Here is a 17,572-nt window from a genome sequence, read left to right as displayed (position 1 = left end):
CTATGGCAGTGATGGATTTCCGCGAAGGCGGCTATGTGTTCTCGCGTCACAAGGTGCGGCGCGATTTCTCCTATGATCAGGGCGGCCGGGACGAGGGCGCGCAGGCGCACGATGACAGCCGGTTCGCGGCCGACCCCGACGGCAATGACAGCTTCTCGGCCCGGGTGGCGCGGCTGACGCATTATCTGGGGGCGCTGGCATCGGTCGGCCTGATGGTCGGCCTGATGGCGTGGGGCTGGCAGCTGGTGTCGCGGGACGTGTCCGGCGTGCCGGTCATCAAGGCGATCGAGGGCGACGCCCGCACCACGCCCGACGAGCCGGGCGGCGAACTGACCAGCTATACCGGCTACGCCGTCAACGGCGTTGCGGAAGGCGCAGAGCCCAGGCCGACCGATCAGGTCGCGATCGCGCCCGCCGCGACCGAACTGACCGATCAGGACGTGGCGATGGGCCAGCTTGGCGCCACGGCGCGCGAGCCCGAGAACCCGTCCGAAGTTCCGCTCAGCTTCGACGGCGAGCCGATCACGCCGATGTCGGACAGCGAGGCGCGCAGCCTCGCCGAGATTCAGGCCGCCGCCGACGCCGAGCGGCTTGCGATGGCCGATCGCAGCGTCGAGGAGGCCTCAATCATCGACGCGCCCGCCGCCGAAGGCCCGGTCAACACGGTCGTCACCGATGAAACCGGCGCACCCGCGCAGACGGATGCGATTACAGCCGCGCTGATCCAGGCACAAGCCGCTGCCAATCCGGGCATACTGACCGCCTCGCCCCGGCCCGCAGCGCGCCCGCGCGCGGCCCGCGTCGCCTCGGCCGGCACAACGGCCTCGGATGCCAGCCCCGCCCCGGCCGAGCGACCGGACCCGGCAGCGCCGCAAGCCGCACCCGTTGCCGCCGCATCCTCTGCCAGCGGGCCACTGGTCCAGATCGGCGCATTTGACAGCAATGCCATCGCCTCCGGCGAATGGAACCGCCTCACCGGCAAGTTCGGCTCGCTGTTCTCGGGCAAGGGCCAGGTGATCCAGCAGCACAACGCGAACGGCCGGACCTTCTGGCGGTTGCGGGTCGCAGGCTTCGGCACGATCGGCGAGGCGCGGCAATTCTGCGCGGCGCTGAAATCGGGCGGCACGGACTGCCTCGCGCTGACCCAGTAATGGCCCACAGCGCCACGATCCTTGGCGGCATCGCGGGGACCGATCTCTCGTCGGCCGAGCGGGATTTTTTCCGCGCGGCCGATCCGTGGGGCTTCATCCTGTTTGGCCGCAACGTCGAAAGCCCCGAGCAGTTGACCCGCCTGACCGGCGATCTGCGCGAGGCCGTAGGGCGCGAGGCCGTCATCACCGTCGACCAGGAGGGTGGCCGGGTCCAGCGGTTGGGCGCGCCGCACTGGTCAGACTGGCCGGCGCCTCTGGACCAGGCAGACTGCGGGCCGCGCGCGATGTGGCTGCGCTATTACCTGATCGGGCGCGAATTGCATGATGTCGGCATCGATTCCAACTGCGCGCCCACGCTGGACATCGCCCGGCCCGACACGCATCCTTTCCTGCGCAGCCGCTGCCTTGGCACCGATCCGGACCGTGTCGCCGAACTGGGCCGCGCTGCCGCGGAGGCGCTGCTGGCGGCCGGTGTGCTGCCCGTCATGAAACACCTGCCGGGCCATGGGCGCGCCCTGTCGGACAGCCATCACGACCTGCCCGTGGTGTCCGCGACCGAGGCGGAACTGGACACGCTGGATTTCGCCCCGTTCCGGGCTCTCAGCGATCTGCCGATGGCCATGACCGCCCATATCCGCTTCACCGCGCTGGATGACGCGCCGGCGACGGCATCGCCGCGCATGATCACGCTGATCCGCGACCGGATCGGCTTCGACGGTCTGCTGATGACAGACGACATCACCATGAACGCCTTGTCGGGAACCGAAGCCGAACGGGCCCGGGCCTCGATCGTGGCGGGCTGTGATCTGGTCCTGCATTGCAACGGCTCGGTGTCCGCGATGGAGGCCGTCGTCGCGGCCGCAGGGTCGATGACACCGGCCGCGCAACGCCGCGCCAGGGCCGCGCTGGCCTTGCGCCGTGAGCCGCAGGACCTGGACCGCGCTGCCTTGATGCGGGAATGGCAGAGGATGACGGCGTGACCGCCACCGATTGCCGTCGCCGATATCTGCGTGACACCCGACGACGCACCGACACGCCCGGCTTGACTTGTGAAGGGTGACGTCAGACCCTGATCGGCGGACAATCAGGAAGACAGCTTGGCCGGAAACACGCCCGATGTGCCCTATCTGCGCCCCGTCCCGGATGCTGCGTCGGCGGGCGGCGCTGCGCGTGGCGACGGCTTTGACGCGGGCACCGTCGCGGCGCGCCAGGCCGAGGAATCGCTGATCGTCGAAGTCGATGGCTACGAGGGTCCGCTTGACCTGCTGCTGACGCTGGCGCGCAGCCAGAAGGTCGATCTGATGAAGATTTCGGTTCTGCATCTTGCCGAGCAGTATCTGGTCTTCGTGGAACGGGCCCGCAAGCTGCGGATCGAACTGGCCGCCGATTATCTGGTGATGGCGGCGTGGCTGGCCTTCCTGAAATCGCGCCTTCTGCTGCCGCCGGACCCCGAGGCCGAAGGACCCTCGGCCGAGGACATGGCGGCCCATCTGGCGTTCCAGCTGGAAAGGCTGGACGCGATGCGGCAGGCAGCCAGCCGACTGATGGGACGCGACCGGCTGGGCATCAGCCGGTTCCAGCGCGGCGCCCCCGAGCCTGTCGCCCGCCGTCGTCGGACCGAGTGGCAGGCGGGACTGATCGACCTGATGCGCGCCTATGCGCGGCTCAAGACCCGGGACGAATTCCGGCCCTATGCGTTTGACCGCCAGAACGTCTTCAGCATGGAGCAGGCGCTGGACCGGATGCGCCGGATGATCGGTTTCGCCGGCGATTGGACCGATCTTTCGGACTTTCTGCCCGACGGCTGGGCGGCGGACGGCAAACGCAGGCGATCCGCCACCGCCGCCACCTTCGCCGCCTCGCTGGAGCTTGCGCGTCAGGGCCGGTTGGAGATACGCCAGTCGGATACCTTCGCGCCGATCAGCTTTCGGCGCAAACCCGCAGCCGAAAACTGACGTGACCGATCTGACCCAGGATGACATGCCCAGCCCGGCCGACACCGATGACGCCGTCCCCCGCGCGCCGGATTTCCCGCCACCCCCGCTGGACCAGCAGCAGCGCATGGTCGAGGCTGTTCTGTTCGCTTCGGCCCAACCCCTGACGGTGCGCGACCTCGCGGCGCGGTTGCCCGCCGGCTGCGATCCGGCCGAGGTGCTGGCCGGACTGCGCCGCCATTATCAGGGCCGCGGCGTGGTGCTGGAACGCGTCGGCGACGGCTATGTCTTTCGGACCGCCCCCGACCTGTCCTTCCTGATGCAGACCGAAACGGTCGAGCAGCGCCGGCTGTCGCGCGCTGCGGTCGAGACCTTGGCGATCATCGCCTATCACCAGCCCGTCACCCGCGCCGAGATCGAGGAGATCCGTGGCGTGGCCGTCAGCCGCGGAACGCTGGACCAGCTGATCGAGATGGAGTGGGTGCGCATGGGCCGCCGCCGCATGACGCCGGGAAGGCCGGCAACCTTCGTCGTGACCGAAGCCTTCCTCGATCACTTCGGCCTGGAATCCGCGCGCGATCTGCCGGGTCTGTCCGAACTGCGCGCCGCTGGCCTGCTTGATTCCCGCCCCCCCGACGACGGCATGTCGCTGCCCGTCATTCCTGACGGGGATGACGACGACGCGATCGGTCACGACGGTCCGGCCGATGATCTTTTTGACGACGACTGAAAGGCAACGCGATGAACCAGATCCTGAACATGCTGGTCCGGATGATGGCCAATCGCGCGATGAGCTGGGGTCTTCGCAAGGGCGCCGGCCGCATGGTCGGGACCAGGGGCGCGACGCCTCGTCAACCGTCCAGCCAGGGACCCATCGCGCGCCAGACCGCGAGGCGCGTGCAGCAGGCCGTGCAGCTTGTGCGCCGGCTGGGTCGCTGAGCGCGGCCCCTCGCCAAGCCGGGCGCGGCGGGATAGGGCTGGCCGATGAACACTGACCCTTTCGAGATCTTCCTGGTGGCGACGCCCGGCCTTGAGGCACCCTTGGCCGCCGAGGTGGGAGAGCTGGGCTGGAGCGCGCGCGCTCAGCCCGGCGGAGTGACGGTAAGCGGTGGCTGGCGGGATGTCTGGCGGGCCAATCTGATGCTGCGCGGGGCGACGCGGGTGCTGGCGCGGGTCGGCAGTTTCCGGGCGCTGCATCTGGCGCAGCTGGACAAGCGGTCGCGGAAATTTCCATGGGGCGACGTGCTGCGGGCCGATCAGCCTGTGAAGGTCGAGACGACCTGCCGGGCCAGCCGGATCTACCATGCCGGCGCCGCCAGCCAGCGGATCGAGCGCGCCATCGTCGAGGAGCTGGGCGCCCCCGTCGCGGCCGATGCGGCCGTCGTGGTGAAGGTCCGGATCGAGGACGATCTGGTCACGATCAGCCTCGATACGACTGGCGAATCGCTGCACAAGCGCGGTCACAAGCAGGCCGTCGCCAAGGCTCCGATGCGCGAGACCATGGCGGCAATGTTCCTGCGCGAGATGGGGTTCGACGGCAGTCAGCCGGTGCTGGACCCGATGTGCGGATCGGGGACATTCGTGATCGAGGCGGCCGAGATGGCGTCCGGGCTGGCGCCGGGCCGGTCGAGAAGCTTTGCCTTTGAAAAACTTGCAACGTTCGATCCTCCTGTCTGGCAGGCGATGCGCGGATCGGTGTCGGGCCGCACCGCGCCCCGGCAGTTCTTCGGCAGCGATCGGGACGCCGGCGCGATCAGGATGAGCCGGGCCAATGCCGACAGCGCCGGCGTGGCCGGGTCGACGGATTTCCAGCTGGGCCAGATCAGCGACCTGCTGCGCCCGGATTGCGCGCCGGGCATCGTGATGGTGAACCCGCCTTACGGGGCGCGGGTCGGCAACAAGGGGCCGCTTTTCGGATTGCACGCGGCGATGGGCGCGGTGCTGCGCGAGCGATTTGCGCTCTGGCGCGTCGGCATCGTCACGTCCGAGGCCGGGCTGGCGAAAGCCACGGGCCTGCCGTTTCTACCGCCGGGTCCGATCGTGGCGCATGGCGGGCTGAAGGTGCGGCTTTGGCAGACCGGCCCGCTTTAGTGTTGCGCGCAACAGCAGCGTGCGTTGCCCGAGGCGCGGCCGCGCGCAGATGGTGCGGAAAGCCTGTATTTCCGGGGATTTCCGCGTGCACAGCGCGTGCACAGCGCGTGCACAGTCTGTACACCGCTTGCGCGCGTTGCGCGCCGCGAACCGGGCCAGTGCCCTCTCGATCCTAACGGAACTGCTTCGCCAGTTTCAGCCCCTGGCCCTGATAGTTTGACCTGATGCCGGCGCCGTAAAGCCGGTCGGGCCGTGCGGCCATGCGTTCATAGACAAGGCGTCCGACCACCTGACCGTGTTCCAGCACGAAGGGCGCCTCGTGGCATCGAACCTCAAGCACGCCGCGCGCCCCCGCACCGGCGGTGCCGATCCCGAAACCGGGATCGAAGAACCCCGCATAATGGACGCGGAACTCACCCACCATGGCCAGATACGGGGCCATCTCGGCCGCGCAGTCCGCAGGGATGGCGACCGCTTCGCGGCTGACAAGGATGTAGAACGCGCCGGGATCGAGGATCAGCCGGCCCTCGGAGGTGCGCAACTCGTCCCAGAACTCGGCGGCCGGATATGCCGCGATCCGGTCAAGGTCGATCACGCCGCTGTGCGGGCGGGCGCGATAGCCGACCAGATCATCGGCATCGGGCCGCAGATCGACCGAGAATCCCAGCCCGTGATCGATCAGCGCGGGGCCGCCCACCAGCGGTTCGCGGGCGTTCAGTTCGCGCAGCTCGGCGTCGGACAGCACCGCCTGTCCGCGGCGCAGTCGCAACTGGTTCAGGCGCATTCCGGGCCGGACCAGGACCGAGAACGAGCGCGGGCAGATCTCGGCGTAGAGCGGACCGTCATAGCCTTCGGGGAGGCGGTCGAATTCGGTGCCGTCATCGGTGACCAGCCGGGTCAGAAGATCCAGCCGTCCGGTCGAGGATTTGGCGTTGGCGACGGCGGTCAGCCCGGCGGGCAGCGTCAGCCGTTCCATCAGCGGGACCAGATAGACGCAGCCGCGTTCCAGCACCGCGCCGCCCGACAGATCCATCTGGTGCATCTGCAGATCGGCCAGCCGGTCCGCGATGCGGCGCCCGCGCCCGGCCAGGAAGCTGGCGCGCAGCCGAAAGGCCGTATCGCCAAGCCGCAGGTCGAGGCTGGCAGGCTGGATCTGGTCCGGCGTGATCGGCGGAGCGGCGGAAATCACCCCTGTTTCGATCAGTCCGCGGATTTCGCTGTCAGGCAGGACGCCGTTCATGCCTTGCCTTTCCCCATCAGGGATATGGAAACGCCCACCCCCGCACGGGGATGGGCGTTTTCGGTATGGTCGGGCCGGCGAGATTCGAACTCGCGGCCTTCCGCCCCCCAGACGGACGCGCTAACCAGGCTGCGCCACGGCCCGACGCCGGCCATATAGAGCGAAGCAGGCAGGCTGCACAAGGGCCGCGATGCGGAAATCTGCGTCAAATCCGGGCGGCGCTAGTAGAGGTCGATGATGGCGCCGCGCAGCGCCGCAAGGCGGGCACGCGGCGCGGCGGAGAGCCTGGTTCCCGGCGGCAGGTCGCGCAGCCGCGCCGCCAGCCCGGCCAGGCGGGCCAGCCATGCCGCATCGCCCCCTGCGGCATCGAGTTCGGGAAACAGCGGCAGCGCGTCGTCGCCCTCATGGGCGCGGCGACGGCGGTGGCGCGATCTGGGACCGTGGGCGGCCATGTCCTGCGTCTCCTCTGCGGGTATGGGATCGTCCGCCGCGTCGGCGAGCAGGGGCGCCGGGCCGTTGGTCAGGCCGCGCGCCGCGGCGGGCGTGGCCGGCCGCGAGGCCGCGGGCACGGCGTCTGGCACGCGGGTGTCTGACATGGGGTAATCGGGCGTGGCGGGCTCGAACGGGCCGCTATCGGCCGTCATCAGGTCGCCAAGCCGCGCCGCGCCGCGTGCGCGGATGTCCTCTCCGCGGTCGCGGGCCAGCATCTTCCGGGCACCGCGGATGGTCATCCCCTCGTCGCGCAGCACCGTGCACAGCCCGGCCACCAGCCGCACGTCGTCGGGGCGGTAATAGCGCCGTCCGTCAGGCCGCTTCATCGGCTTGAGTTGCGAGAACTGGGTTTCCCAGTAACGCAGCACATGCGGTGCGACGCCGATCAGCTTGGCCACTTCGCCGATCGAACGGAATGCGTCTGCGCCCTTCTTCATGCTGTGAAACGCGTCCTATCGCTTGTTGCCGGCGGCGACGCGATCTTTCATCAGATGCGACGGTCGGAACGAAAGCACCCGGCGCGGGGTGATCGGAACCTCTTCTCCCGTCTTGGGATTGCGACCGATCCGTTCGTTCTTGTCGCGCACGCTGAACGTCCCGAACGACGATATCTTCACCTGCTCGCCGCGCACCAGCGCATCGGAAACATGCTCGAGCACGCTTTCGACAAGCTGCGCGGATTCATGTCGGGACAGGCCGACATCACGGAAAACAGCCTCGGCCAGGTCCATTCGAGTCAGCGTTTTCTCGCCCATCATCTTTCCCTTCAGATGGAAGCAGGATGTGCCCGAATCCCTGATCTGTCAACGACGAGGGCGGGGAAATCGTTCCCCGCCCGATACTTGCATTGAGAGATGCGCGATTTACTGCGCACAGGCCTCGATCTTGGCCAGGTCCGGGCCATTCGGCGTCCGGCCCAGGTTGAACGGGGCCGAGGCGTCGCGCCAGGTCGCGTAGTCCTGAAGGTATCGGACCTGGCTGGCATAGACCTTGGCCGAAAGCGGGTTTTCGCAGGCGACTTCCTCGATCGTCTCGTTGGCCAGAGTCTGGATCTGTTCCAGCGCCGCGTCGTCCAGCCGGTTTATCTCGGTGCCGGCCTCCACGAACTGGCCATAGGCCTCGGTGGCGCGCTTTTCGGTGAAGGCCAGCGACCACAGCATGGTGGCGTCGGCGGCGGTCTGAAGCCGCGACTGGGTTTCCTCATCCAGCGCGTCCCAGGCCGCCTTGTTGATCATCACCCCGAACATCGACGACGACTGGTGCCAGCCGGGAGTGGACCAGTATTTCGTGACCTGCTGGAAACCGCCCGAGAAATCGACATTGGGGGTCGAGAATTCGGCCCCGTCGATCACGCCACGCTCCAGCGACTGGTAGATCTCGCCACCGGCCATGCTGACCTGGTTGCCCCCCAGTTTCTCGAGCAGCTTGCCCTGTTCCAGACCGGACAGGCGCAGGCGCAGGCCCTGAAGGTCGGCCACGGTGCGGATCGGCGTGTTCACCGTGCGGAAGCCCGATTCGTTGTTGGTCACGCCATAGGGCAGATAGACCATGCCGAACTTGCCGTAGACCTCGTTGTAAAGCTCGGCGCCGCCCCATTCCTGGATCCAGTTCACATAGTCCACGGCGTTGAACAGGCTGGCGGTGGTCGCCAGCGGAGAGAACGCGCTGTCGCGGCCCGCCCAGTAGCCGGGCCAGTCGGCACCGGCCTGGATCGTGCCCGATTCGACCGCGCCGAAGACCTCGCCCGCCGGGACCAGGCTGCCACCGTCGTAGAATTCGATGGTCAGCTTGTCGTCATCGATCAGGCTGTTGGCCAGATCGACCCAGTGCTTGTCGATCTCGATCAGTTCCAGGCTCGATGGCCAGGTGGTGGTCATGGTCCAGTTCTCGGCCATGGCGGGCGCGGCGGTGGCCAGCGCCAGAACGGCGGTCGTCATCAGGTGTTTCATGGGTTCACTCCTCGTTGGTTCGGAAATAGATGCGCGAAGGGATCAGCCGCCATACAGCGTGGCGGGCAGCCATGTGACCAGCGCCGGAAAGGCGATGATCAGCGCGCACATCACGAGCACCAGCCCGATGAAGGGCAGGACGCCGCGAATGATGTCGGTGGTCGAGACCTCGGGCGGGGCGATGGCGCGCATGTAGAACAGCGCGTATCCGAAGGGCGGCGACAGGAAGCTGGTCTGCAGCACCACCGCCATCAGCACGACGAACCACAGCGGATTGATCCCCATCTCGCCGACCAGTGGCAGGAAGATCGGGAAGGACAGCAGAACGATCCCGGTCCAGTCCAGGAACATGCCCAGGATGAACACCACCAGCAGCATCACCGCGACCAGCGTATAGGGATCGTCGGCCAGTCCACGGATCAGATCCTGGCTGGCGCGCAGGCCACCGGTGATATTGAAGACGCCGGTGAAAGCCGTCGCGCCCACGACGATGAACAGGATCATCGCGCTGGTCCGCCCGGTTTCCAGCAGCGCCGAATAGAAGGTCTTCCACTGGAACCGCCCGCGCATGATGACGATCAGCAGCGCCAGAAACGCGCCGATCGCGCTGGCCTCGGTCGCGGTGGCGACGCCGGCCAGCAAAGAGCCCAGGATGCCCAGGATCAGAACCAGCGGCGGCACGGCCTCGACGATCAGCATCCGCCACATCGCAGCGCGGCTGATCTGTTCCTCGTCGGCGACGGGGGGTGCCCATTCGGGCCTCAGCCAGGCAATGAAGGCGACATAAAGCGCATACATCAGCCCCAGCACCATGCCCGGGATCATCGCGCCCGCGAACAGCTGGCCGACCGACAGGCCGGGCGCATAGGAGGCCATCAGGATCAGCATGATCGAGGGCGGGATCAGGATGCCCAGGCAGCCAGAGGCCGCGATCAGCCCGGATGCCAGCCGCTTGTCATAGCCGTATTGCAGCATCGGTTTCAGCGCCATCATCCCCATCACGGTGATCGACGCGCCGATGATGCCGGTCGTCGCCGCCAGCAGGATCGAGATGAACACGACCGCAAGCCCAAGCCCGCCAGTCACCCGCGCCATCAGGTGGCGCAGCGCCTCGAACATCCGGTCGGTCACGCCGCTGTCGGACAGGAACCGCGCCATCAGCACGAAAAGCGGGATCGCGATCAGCACGTAATTGTCCAGCACGTCACCGAAGATGCGGCTGATGACGATGCCCAGCACCATCCCCTTGCCGGCGATCAGCGCACCCAGAACGGCCGTGCCGCCCAGCACGAAGGCCAGCGGATGCCCCATGAACAGGCCCAGCAGCAGCAGGCCCGACATGATCAGGGCAATCGATTCACCGGACATCCAGCGGCTCCATGGGTTCGAGATGGTCGGTCTTGTTCAGGACCAGTTTCAGGAATTCGCTTATCCCCTGGATCAGCAGCAGGGCGGCGGCCACGAACATCGCGATCTTGAGCGGATAGACCGGAAGCTGGACCGCGCCATAGGTCACCTCGCCCTGACCCCAGGATGTCATGGCGAAATTCCAGCTGTGGCGCGCAAAGACCCAGGCGAAGGGAAAGAAGAAGATGACATAGCCCGCGGCCTCGACCCAGCGGCGGGCCTGGCGGCCAAGATGCGCCGTCACCAGATCGACCCGCACATGCGCCTGATGGCGCAGCGCGTAGCCGCCCAGCATGACGAAGTAGAAGCCGTAAAGCTGCTTGGTCACGTCAAAGGCCCACCGTGTCGGCTCGCCGATGAAGTAGCGCATGAACACGTCGTAGATGATGATACCGGCAAAGACGATCGCAACGATCGACACGACCCGGCCGACGACCTCGTTGATGCCGTCGATCACGCGAATGATCGGCAAATTATGGACCCTCCCAAGGTCTTGCAGGATTTGTGCTGCGCCCGCACTCGCCGGGCAGTCTTTCCAATGGCGCAGAAGGTGTCAACCGAAAGTCGGAGGACATTCTGACTTTGAAACATGACGCAGAGGCACCTATCTTGTGGCTGTCGAAAGGAGATCAGCGATGGCCGGTGGATGGGCCCGCGACGACGCGGTGAACGAACAGATCGAGATCAGCACGGCCGAGGCCGTGGCGCGCGCGCGGCAGCGCGCCGCACGGGTCGCGGCGGTCGAGGCGGCGGAATCCTGCGTCGAATGCGATGAACCGATCCCCGAGGCGCGCCGCGCGGCGATCCCGGGCGTGCAGCTGTGCGTCGCCTGCCAGTCGGGCCGCGACAGGGCAAGGCGTCCCCTGGGTGGCGTCAACCGCCGCGCCAGCAAGGATTCGCAACTGAAATAGACGGGTCCGGACCGTGTCGGTTGCCCGCAGGGACCGGCGCGCTTCTACCAGCGCAGGACGACAGAGCCCCAGCTGAGGCCGCCACCGATCGCCTCGGTGACGATCACGTCGCCGGGCTTGAACCGACCCTCGCCATCCGCCACCGACAGCGCCAGCGGGATCGAGGCGGCCGAGGTGTTGCCGTGATCCGCGACGGTCAGGACCACCTTCTCAAGCGGCAGCTGCATCTTCTGGGCGGTCGCGGCGATGATCCGCATGTTGGCCTGATGCGGGACCAGCCAGTCGACGTCGCCGGGCTGAAGCCCGGCCCGATCCAGCGCGGTGTGGGCCGTTCTGGCCAGTTTCTCGACCGCGTGGCGGAAGACCAGGTTGCCCTGCATCCGCAGATGCCCCGCCGTGCCCGTCGAGGACACGCCGCCATCGACATGCAGAAGTTCGCGATACTGACCGTCGCTGTTCAGGTCGCTGGACAGGATGCCGCGATCCGTCGATTCGCCGCTGCCCTGCTGCGCCTCGACCACCACGGCGCCCGCGCCGTCGCCGAACAGCACGCAGGTGCCGCGATCGGTCCAGTCCATGATGCGCGAGAAGGTCTCGGCGCCGATCACCAGCAAGCGGCTGGCCTGGCCGGCGCGGATCATCGCGTCGGCATTGGCCAGGGCGAAGACGAAGCCGGCGCAGACCGCCTGTACGTCGAAGGCAAAGCCGCGGGTCATGCCCAGCCCGGCCTGCACCATCGTGGCGACGGCGGGGAAGGTGAAGTCGGGGGTCGAGGTGGCGAGAATGATCCCGTCCAGATCGTCGGGTTGCAGTCCGGCCTTGTCCAGCGCGGCGCGTGCCGCGCGGATCGCGAGGTCGCTGGTGTTCTGCCCCTCGGCCGCGAAATGCCGCCGCTCGATGCCGGTGCGGGACCTGATCCATTCGTCCGTGGTGTCCAGCTTGTCCTCGAACCAGCTGTTGTCGATCACCTGGTCGGGCAGGTAATGGCCGGTGCCGATGATCACCGCGCGACGGCTCACGATGCGGGCTCCGTCTTGGCGGATGCGCTGGCCGAGGCCGCCGCGCCCTGCGCCACACGCGCCGCCAGCCGCTCCTGGAAGCCGGACTTGGCCAGCGTGAAGGCCAGCTTGATCGCGGCCGACACGCCGGTCGCATCGGCCGAACCGTGCGACTTGATGACGGTTCCGTTGAGACCCAGGAAGATGCCGCCATTCACGCGGCGCGGGTCGATGCGCTTTTGCAGGCGTTTCAACGAGGTCATGGCAAGAAGCGCGGCAAATTTGGACATGATCGAATTGGCAAATGCGGCTTTCATGAATTCGCCGACCAGCTTGGCCGTCCCTTCGCCGGTCTTCAAGGCCACATTTCCGGTAAATCCGTCGGTCACGATCACATCGACCCGCGCGGAAGGCAGATCACCACCCTCGACGAAGCCGACATAGTCGAAATCGCCGCGATCGGCCTGCGCGGTGATCATGTCATGGGCCTGCCTCAGCTCGGCCCGGCCCTTGTGTTCCTCGGTGCCGACATTCAGCAGCCCGACGCGCGGCCGGGCGACGCCAAGGCCGTTGCGGGCGTAGGATGCGCCCATCATCGCGTATTGCAGCAGATCGGGCGCATCGGCGCGGATATCGGCGCCGACATCCAGCATGATGTTGAAGCCCTGCGGATTCTTGGACGGCCACAGGCAGGCGATGGCGGGACGATCGACGCCCGGCAGCTTGCGCAGGCGCAGCATCGACAGCGCCATCAGCGCGCCGGTATTGCCGCAGCTGACCGCCGCCTCGGCCTCGCCGGTCTTGACCGATTCGATCGCCGCCCACATCGAGGTGTCGCTGCCCTTGCGCACGATCTGGCTGGGCTTGTCGCCCATCGTCACGACACCCGGCGCGTGGCGGATGTCGCAGCGCTCGGACAGGTCGCGCCGACGCGCGATCAGGCGGCGAAGCTCGGTCTCGTCGCCATGCACGATGAAACGGATGTCGGGATTCTTGCCGGCGCTTTCGGCCATGCCCGCGACCACGACGGCAGGACCCCGGTCGCCGCCCATCGCGTCAACCGAAATCACCACGCTGCCCCGGTCTTCCGGGGCGCGCGGCGCGGGGCTGGTCGAGGAATCGACGGTCATCTGGTCGCGCTGCGGGCCCGGATCAGGCCGCGTCGTCGTCCAGGTCGGTCTCGGGCGCCATCGCAACCACTTCCCGGTCGGCGTAATGCCCACAGGACGGACAGACGTGATGCGGGCGCTTCAGCTCGCCGCAGTTCGAGCACTCGTTCGGATTCCCGGCCACCAGGGCGTCATGCGCGCGGCGCATGTTGCGCTTGGAGCGGGTTACGCGGTTCTGAGGGACAGCCATGTCACAACCTCGGTTAGGGGGTGCGGCGTCTGGACGCCTTGGCACCGTGTGTCTTGCATTCGCAAATGAACCGCGCAGATACGCGATGAAAGTCCCGCCCGCAAGCCCCTGCGGCGCGGCATGTTCCCCAAAAATGCGCCAAAGCGCGTGTCCTGCACCAGCGCCGATGACGATCGGGGCGGGTCGTGGGGCGCCCGGGGCGCCGCCTGTGGCAAGGCTGCAACGCCGGCCCGCCTCGGCGGGGTCATTCCGCGCCGTCGCGCCCGCCGCCGCCAAGCAGCCTGTCCAGCCCCTCGAACGGGCGCCTTGTGTCGGGCGCGTCGTCCTCGATCAGGTCGCCTTCCCGTTCCGCACCGGCGGCGCGCGGGTAGTCGGGCAGGGCCAGCGACAGCGCCTCGATCATCACCGCCGACAGGTCGATGAACTGGCCAAGCGGTTCCAGCGTCTCGTCGGGCATTTCGACCTCTTCGGCCTCGGGATCGTGGACATGGGGCGAATATTCGCGCCGCACATCCTCGACCAGGTTGGTCCTGACGGGTTTCAGCGTCACCACGCAGGGCTGCACGACCCGCGCGGTCAGCCGGCCGGTCAGCACCCATGCGTCGCCGCCCTTGGCCCGCAACTCGCCGTGAAAGCCGAGCCGGGGCAATTCGCTGATCCCCAGCTCTGCGGCGATGGCCCTCCTGGTGTCGGCATCGGGCTCCAGCGCGAAGGGATTGGCGTGGCGCGGGTTCAGATGCGCCACCCGCAGGCGCTGCGTGGACGAGGACGGGGCGGTCATGGCGGGGCCTCTGGCACAGGTGTGAAGGGTGTTTGCGGCCTGACGGGGTGCACAAGTCCCAGCCGCGGATGGATATTCTTGAGCGCCGTCGCCGAGTTTGCTAAGCCGGTCGGGCCGCGTCAACCGTCCGAGCGAAGGAATTGCTTACATGGCTGCCATCAGGAACCTGCTGATCCTGGCTTTCGTGGCCATCGTTGGCCTGTCCGCCTGCGCCCCGGTCTATCGAAATCACGGCTTCGTGCCGCCCGACGAGGACCTGGCGCAGGTTGTCGTCGGCCAGACCGGCATGGCCGAGTTGCAGGGTCTGGTCGGACGCCCCTCGGCGCAGGGCCTGCTGACCGGGTCGGGCTGGTATTATGTGGGATCGCGCTGGCGGCATTACGGCCCGAGGCGGCCCGAGGAGATCAGCCGCGAGGTTGTCGCGGTCTCGTTCGGGCCCGAGGGGACCGTCACCAATATCGAGCGTTTCGGGCTTGAGCGTGGCCGGGTCGTGGTGCTGTCGCGCCGCGTGACCGAGGGCAGCATCACCGAGATATCCTTCATCCGGCAATTGCTGGGCAGTCTGGGGAATTTCCAGGCCGGCGATCTCATCGACTGATCGCAGAGGGGCCAGGGCTGAAACAGGCGGCCTGCCGTTCAGGCGGCCTCGACGATGCTGCGGGCGAGGCTGTGCAGGGCATCGCGATAGCCGGTGCGCGCCGAGGGCCGGTCGGCGTCAGAGGTGATGGCGATCGCAAGGGCGGGGCTGCGGCGGGTGGCCGGGAATACATAGATCATCTGCCCGCCATAGCCCCAGCCATAGCGCAGGTCGCGCCCCGCCATGCGTCCGATGAACCAGCCATAGCCGTAGCCCTGCCCGCTGAAGATCGACTCGGTTCGGGGGCGCCAGCTTTCCGCGATCCAGCGTTCCGGCACCACCTGCCGCCCGTCGGCCCGTCCGCCCCGGGCATACGTCGCGCCGAAGGCCAGCAGAGAGCGCGTGCTCATCGCCATCTGGTTGCCACCCAGATAGATGCCCTGCGGGTCGCGTTCCCAGCCGGTGATCCGGAACCCCGGGATCGCGCCCAGCCAGTCGCGCGCCAGATCCAGCATGGACCGGCCGGTGACCCGCGTCAGGATCGCCGAGAGCAGGTGCGACGAGGCGGTGGAATACTGCATCCGCCCGCCGGGGTCCTGCGTGAAGGGTGCGGCCAGCGCGGCGCGGACCCAGTTCGGGTTGCTGACCCAGCGGCCATAGTTCCGGCCCGACTGCCGTTCCAGCCCCGCCTGCATCGACAGAAGCTGGCCGAGGGTGATCCGTGAAAGCCGCGGATCGGGATCGTCCGGCAGGTCTGCTTGCAGCAGCGGTGCGATGGGCTGATTCGGGCCGTCGAGATGGCCCCTGTCGATGGCGATCCCGGCCAGCGCCGAGACGATCGTCTTGGACGCCGACTTGATGTTGGTCGGGCTGTCCGGGGTGAAGCCGCCGTAACCCTGGGCGGCGATCTCGGTGCCCCCGCCGGGACCTGCGCGCCACACGGTCAGGGCACGCAGCGGGTCCAGCGACCGGGCCTCGGCCAGGATCGGCGCGAGGCTGGCGCGCGCCAGCCCGGGTGCGGCCAGAAGCGGCGCCGAGGCGGCGCAGATCAGCAGGGAACGGCGTTTCATGGCCATGAATATGGGCGCCGGCTGTGCCGGACCGAAATCACGGCTGCGTCAGGACGGGCTTGCCGGCCGCGCACGTGCCGGGTAGGGCGATGGATAAAGCCTGCCGGGAAAAGACCAGATGACCGCGCTTGATGACCTTGCCGCCACGCCGTTCCACGCCGCCGACGCGCCCGCGCGGGCGCGCATGCTGTCGCGGCTGGCCGATACCGAATTGTCGGTCGCGCTGAGCGCCGAGCCGACGGGCGACCGGATCAGCCTGCGGATGTTCCCGCTTGAGTCGGGCGCGGTCGCGCTGGCCTGCGATTCCGAGGATCGGCTGGCCGATTTCCTTGCCGCGCCGGTGGCCTATGCGGCCCTGCCGGGGCGTGTTCTGGCCGGGCTGCTGCGCGCCGAGGGGGCGGGGCTGCTGGTCAACCCGGGCCACCCGTCCGAGATGCTGCTGGATGCCGCGATGCTGGACTGGCTGTCGGGCGCGCTGTCCTCTGCCCCCGAAGCGGCCGAGGCCCGGCTGCGCCTGACCGCCCCCGCGCGCGCGACGGTCGAGGCGCTGGCCGAACCGCTGGCCGCGCGGCTTGCGGACATGCGCGGGCTGATGGCGGGCGCGGCGCTGGCCGGGGTCGCCGGCGAGGGCGGCCCGTCCTCGCATCTGCTGCTGATCGCGGGGGCCGAGGCGGCGCGCCAGCCGGCGCTGGCCAAGGCGCTGGCCGAGGCGCTGGCGTTCCTGCCCGCGCAGCCCGGTGGCGTCGATATCAGCTTTTCCGAGACGACGCCCCCGCCGGGCGCGTTGCGGTTCGATCTGAGCGCGCCCGAAGCCATCGCGCCGCCTGCACGCCCCAAGCGGCCGCCGATCCTGCGCTAGGCGGCCGAGGCGGTTGCGCGACCGTCATCAAACTGAAAGAACGAGCGGATGCAACTGCGTCACAAGGCCCTGTCCGTCCATCTGCTGACCGCCTCCGGGGCGGTCCTGGCCATGCTGGCGATGCTGGCGGCGGTTCAGTCCGACTGGGCGCTGATGTTCCTGTGGCTGGTCGTCGCCTTCGTCGTGGACGGCATCGACGGCCCGCTGGCGCGTCGATACCATGTCAAGACGAACTGGCCCATCTATGATGGCGTGCTGATGGACCTGATCATCGACTATCTGACCTATGTGTTCATCCCGGCCTTCGCGCTGTTCCAGTCGAGTCTGCTGTCGGGCTGGACCGGCTGGTTCGCGATCATCGTGATCGTCTATGGCAGCGTCATCTATTTCGCCGATACGCGGATGAAGACCACCGACAATTCCTTCGCGGGCTTTCCGGGCTGCTGGAACATGGTGGTGCTGGTGCTGTTCGCCACCAGGCCGCACTGGGTCGTGATCCTGCTGATCGTGGTCGCGCTGACCGTGGCGATGTTCACCAACATCAAGTTCATCCACCCGGTTCGGACCGAGCGCTGGCGGGCGATCTCGCTGCCTGTCGCGGTGCTGTGGGTGGTGTTCGCGGGGCGCGCGGCCTGGGTCGATTTCCATCCGTCAAGCTGGGCGATCTGGGGGCTGGTCTTGACCTCGCTGTGGCTGCTGCTGGCGGGGCCGGTGCAGCAATTCTGGCCAAGGCGCGGCTGATGCTTGCCTGAC

At 67.9% G+C, this 17,572-nt stretch carries 21 protein-coding genes and 1 tRNA gene; 10 read left to right on the top strand and 12 right to left on the bottom strand.

All coding sequences use genetic code 11. The annotated features are described in order from the left end of the window. The first annotated feature begins 2 nt into the window (after positions 1-2). The 6 genes from L1965_RS08740 (at position 3) to L1965_RS08715 (ending at position 5,176) form a co-directional block, all read left to right on the top strand. The gene (locus L1965_RS08740; protein ID WP_235756021.1) at positions 3-1,151 is read left to right on the top strand and encodes an SPOR domain-containing protein; all 1,149 of its coding nucleotides are present in this window, start codon (positions 3-5) and stop codon (positions 1,149-1,151) included. Beyond that, a complete protein-coding gene (locus tag L1965_RS08735) occupies positions 1,151-2,131 on the top strand; it encodes a glycoside hydrolase family 3 N-terminal domain-containing protein (protein ID WP_235756020.1) in 981 nt (326 codons plus the stop codon). The genes L1965_RS08740 and L1965_RS08735 overlap by 1 nt, the downstream gene beginning before the upstream one ends. A gap of 117 nt (positions 2,132-2,248) precedes the next feature. Beyond that, on the top strand, positions 2,249-3,106 hold the full coding sequence (locus tag L1965_RS08730) for a segregation and condensation protein A (RefSeq protein ID WP_439332065.1): 858 nt from the start codon (positions 2,249-2,251) through the stop codon (positions 3,104-3,106). A 25-nt stretch (positions 3,107-3,131) separates the two neighbouring features. Continuing rightward, positions 3,132-3,815, top strand: a complete 684-nt coding sequence (gene scpB / locus L1965_RS08725) for an SMC-Scp complex subunit ScpB (RefSeq protein WP_235756146.1) — start codon at positions 3,132-3,134, stop codon at positions 3,813-3,815. Positions 3,816-3,826: 11 nt separating this feature from the next. Further along, positions 3,827-4,024 (top strand): hypothetical protein, encoded by a 198-nt coding sequence (locus L1965_RS08720; RefSeq protein ID WP_235756019.1) that lies wholly within the window; start codon positions 3,827-3,829, stop codon positions 4,022-4,024. A gap of 45 nt (positions 4,025-4,069) precedes the next feature. After that, positions 4,070-5,176: a THUMP domain-containing class I SAM-dependent RNA methyltransferase gene (locus L1965_RS08715; protein WP_235756018.1), complete on the top strand. Its 1,107-nt coding sequence runs from the start codon at positions 4,070-4,072 to the stop codon at positions 5,174-5,176. Positions 5,177-5,348: 172 nt separating this feature from the next. On the opposite strand, the gene L1965_RS08710 is transcribed toward L1965_RS08715, so the two are convergent. The 7 genes from L1965_RS08710 to L1965_RS08680 form a co-directional block, all read right to left on the bottom strand. Next, complete coding sequence (locus L1965_RS08710) at positions 5,349-6,416, bottom strand: 2'-deoxycytidine 5'-triphosphate deaminase (RefSeq protein ID WP_235756017.1); 1,068 nt, start codon at positions 6,414-6,416, stop codon at positions 5,349-5,351. 66 nt (positions 6,417-6,482) lie between these two features. Then, positions 6,483-6,560 (bottom strand) — tRNA-Pro (locus tag L1965_RS08705). Positions 6,561-6,637: 77 nt separating this feature from the next. Beyond that, complete coding sequence (locus L1965_RS08700; protein WP_235756016.1) at positions 6,638-7,345, bottom strand: MerR family transcriptional regulator; 708 nt, start codon at positions 7,343-7,345, stop codon at positions 6,638-6,640. Positions 7,346-7,360: 15 nt separating this feature from the next. Further along, positions 7,361-7,663 (bottom strand): integration host factor subunit alpha, encoded by a 303-nt coding sequence (ihfA, locus tag L1965_RS08695; RefSeq protein WP_235756145.1) that lies wholly within the window; start codon positions 7,661-7,663, stop codon positions 7,361-7,363. A 108-nt stretch (positions 7,664-7,771) separates the two neighbouring features. After that, the gene (gene dctP, locus L1965_RS08690) at positions 7,772-8,857 is read right to left on the bottom strand and encodes a TRAP transporter substrate-binding protein DctP (RefSeq protein WP_235756015.1); all 1,086 of its coding nucleotides are present in this window, start codon (positions 8,855-8,857) and stop codon (positions 7,772-7,774) included. 42 nt (positions 8,858-8,899) lie between these two features. After that, positions 8,900-10,225, bottom strand: a complete 1,326-nt coding sequence (locus tag L1965_RS08685) for a TRAP transporter large permease (protein ID WP_235756014.1) — start codon at positions 10,223-10,225, stop codon at positions 8,900-8,902. Next, complete coding sequence (locus tag L1965_RS08680; protein WP_235756013.1) at positions 10,215-10,736, bottom strand: TRAP transporter small permease subunit; 522 nt, start codon at positions 10,734-10,736, stop codon at positions 10,215-10,217. The genes L1965_RS08685 and L1965_RS08680 overlap by 11 nt, the downstream gene beginning before the upstream one ends. Before the next feature lie 163 nt (positions 10,737-10,899). On the opposite strand from L1965_RS08680, the gene L1965_RS08675 reads away from it, so the two are divergent. Beyond that, positions 10,900-11,175, top strand: a complete 276-nt coding sequence (locus L1965_RS08675; protein ID WP_235756012.1) for a DksA/TraR family C4-type zinc finger protein — start codon at positions 10,900-10,902, stop codon at positions 11,173-11,175. 44 nt (positions 11,176-11,219) lie between these two features. Here the strand turns inward: L1965_RS08675 and L1965_RS08670 are convergent, their stop codons facing one another. The 4 genes from L1965_RS08670 to L1965_RS08655 form a co-directional block, all read right to left on the bottom strand. Continuing rightward, positions 11,220-12,194 (bottom strand): beta-ketoacyl-ACP synthase III, encoded by a 975-nt coding sequence (locus tag L1965_RS08670; protein ID WP_235756011.1) that lies wholly within the window; start codon positions 12,192-12,194, stop codon positions 11,220-11,222. Further along, on the bottom strand, positions 12,191-13,303 hold the full coding sequence (gene plsX, locus L1965_RS08665; protein WP_235756010.1) for a phosphate acyltransferase PlsX: 1,113 nt from the start codon (positions 13,301-13,303) through the stop codon (positions 12,191-12,193). Before plsX ends, L1965_RS08670 begins: the two co-directional genes overlap by 4 nt. Before the next feature lie 22 nt (positions 13,304-13,325). Next, the gene (rpmF, locus tag L1965_RS08660; RefSeq protein WP_235756009.1) at positions 13,326-13,532 is read right to left on the bottom strand and encodes a 50S ribosomal protein L32; all 207 of its coding nucleotides are present in this window, start codon (positions 13,530-13,532) and stop codon (positions 13,326-13,328) included. Positions 13,533-13,776: 244 nt separating this feature from the next. Then, the gene (locus L1965_RS08655) at positions 13,777-14,313 is read right to left on the bottom strand and encodes a YceD family protein (protein WP_235756008.1); all 537 of its coding nucleotides are present in this window, start codon (positions 14,311-14,313) and stop codon (positions 13,777-13,779) included. Positions 14,314-14,461: 148 nt separating this feature from the next. Here L1965_RS08655 and L1965_RS08650 point away from each other — a divergent pair, with 148 nt between their 5' ends. After that, positions 14,462-14,911: an outer membrane protein assembly factor BamE gene (locus L1965_RS08650; protein ID WP_235756007.1), complete on the top strand. Its 450-nt coding sequence runs from the start codon at positions 14,462-14,464 to the stop codon at positions 14,909-14,911. A 38-nt stretch (positions 14,912-14,949) separates the two neighbouring features. Here the strand turns inward: L1965_RS08650 and L1965_RS08645 are convergent, their stop codons facing one another. Continuing rightward, positions 14,950-15,960 (bottom strand): serine hydrolase domain-containing protein, encoded by a 1,011-nt coding sequence (locus L1965_RS08645; protein ID WP_235756006.1) that lies wholly within the window; start codon positions 15,958-15,960, stop codon positions 14,950-14,952. A gap of 118 nt (positions 15,961-16,078) precedes the next feature. Between L1965_RS08645 and L1965_RS08640 the strand changes: the two genes are divergently transcribed. Both L1965_RS08640 and L1965_RS08635 read left to right on the top strand, forming a co-directional pair. Continuing rightward, positions 16,079-16,819: an SseB family protein gene (locus L1965_RS08640; protein WP_235756005.1), complete on the top strand. Its 741-nt coding sequence runs from the start codon at positions 16,079-16,081 to the stop codon at positions 16,817-16,819. Between the two features lie 48 nt (positions 16,820-16,867). Continuing rightward, a complete protein-coding gene (locus L1965_RS08635) occupies positions 16,868-17,560 on the top strand; it encodes a CDP-alcohol phosphatidyltransferase family protein (protein ID WP_235756004.1) in 693 nt (230 codons plus the stop codon). Positions 17,561-17,572 lie beyond the last annotated feature (12 nt).

This window comes from Paracoccus salsus, from assembly GCF_021556615.1.
GTDB classification, from domain to species: domain Bacteria; phylum Pseudomonadota; class Alphaproteobacteria; order Rhodobacterales; family Rhodobacteraceae; genus Paracoccus; species Paracoccus salsus.
This window is presented reverse-complemented; position numbering and strand designations above follow the sequence as displayed.

What these genes read in the sequence shown, in the direction of transcription:
- L1965_RS08740 (WP_235756021.1), top strand. Translation starts at nt 3, where the DNA reads ATGGCAGTGATGGATTTCCGCGAAGGCGGCTATGTGTTCTCGCGTCAC.
- L1965_RS08735 (WP_235756020.1), top strand. Translation starts at nt 1,151, where the DNA reads ATGGCCCACAGCGCCACGATCCTTGGCGGCATCGCGGGGACCGATCTC.
- scpB (WP_235756146.1), top strand. Translation starts at nt 3,132, where the DNA reads ATGCCCAGCCCGGCCGACACCGATGACGCCGTCCCCCGCGCGCCGGAT.
- L1965_RS08720 (WP_235756019.1), top strand. Translation starts at nt 3,827, where the DNA reads ATGAACCAGATCCTGAACATGCTGGTCCGGATGATGGCCAATCGCGCG.
- L1965_RS08715 (WP_235756018.1), top strand. Translation starts at nt 4,070, where the DNA reads ATGAACACTGACCCTTTCGAGATCTTCCTGGTGGCGACGCCCGGCCTT.
- L1965_RS08710 (WP_235756017.1), bottom strand. Translation starts at nt 6,416, where the DNA reads ATGAACGGCGTCCTGCCTGACAGCGAAATCCGCGGACTGATCGAAACA.
- L1965_RS08700 (WP_235756016.1), bottom strand. Translation starts at nt 7,345, where the DNA reads ATGAAGAAGGGCGCAGACGCATTCCGTTCGATCGGCGAAGTGGCCAAG.
- ihfA (WP_235756145.1), bottom strand. Translation starts at nt 7,663, where the DNA reads ATGGGCGAGAAAACGCTGACTCGAATGGACCTGGCCGAGGCTGTTTTC.
- dctP (WP_235756015.1), bottom strand. Translation starts at nt 8,857, where the DNA reads ATGAAACACCTGATGACGACCGCCGTTCTGGCGCTGGCCACCGCCGCG.
- L1965_RS08685 (WP_235756014.1), bottom strand. Translation starts at nt 10,225, where the DNA reads ATGTCCGGTGAATCGATTGCCCTGATCATGTCGGGCCTGCTGCTGCTG.
- L1965_RS08675 (WP_235756012.1), top strand. Translation starts at nt 10,900, where the DNA reads ATGGCCGGTGGATGGGCCCGCGACGACGCGGTGAACGAACAGATCGAG.
- plsX (WP_235756010.1), bottom strand. Translation starts at nt 13,303, where the DNA reads ATGACCGTCGATTCCTCGACCAGCCCCGCGCCGCGCGCCCCGGAAGAC.
- rpmF (WP_235756009.1), bottom strand. Translation starts at nt 13,532, where the DNA reads ATGGCTGTCCCTCAGAACCGCGTAACCCGCTCCAAGCGCAACATGCGC.
- L1965_RS08655 (WP_235756008.1), bottom strand. Translation starts at nt 14,313, where the DNA reads ATGACCGCCCCGTCCTCGTCCACGCAGCGCCTGCGGGTGGCGCATCTG.
- L1965_RS08650 (WP_235756007.1), top strand. Translation starts at nt 14,462, where the DNA reads ATGGCTGCCATCAGGAACCTGCTGATCCTGGCTTTCGTGGCCATCGTT.
- L1965_RS08645 (WP_235756006.1), bottom strand. Translation starts at nt 15,960, where the DNA reads ATGAAACGCCGTTCCCTGCTGATCTGCGCCGCCTCGGCGCCGCTTCTG.
- L1965_RS08640 (WP_235756005.1), top strand. Translation starts at nt 16,079, where the DNA reads ATGACCGCGCTTGATGACCTTGCCGCCACGCCGTTCCACGCCGCCGAC.
- L1965_RS08635 (WP_235756004.1), top strand. Translation starts at nt 16,868, where the DNA reads ATGCAACTGCGTCACAAGGCCCTGTCCGTCCATCTGCTGACCGCCTCC.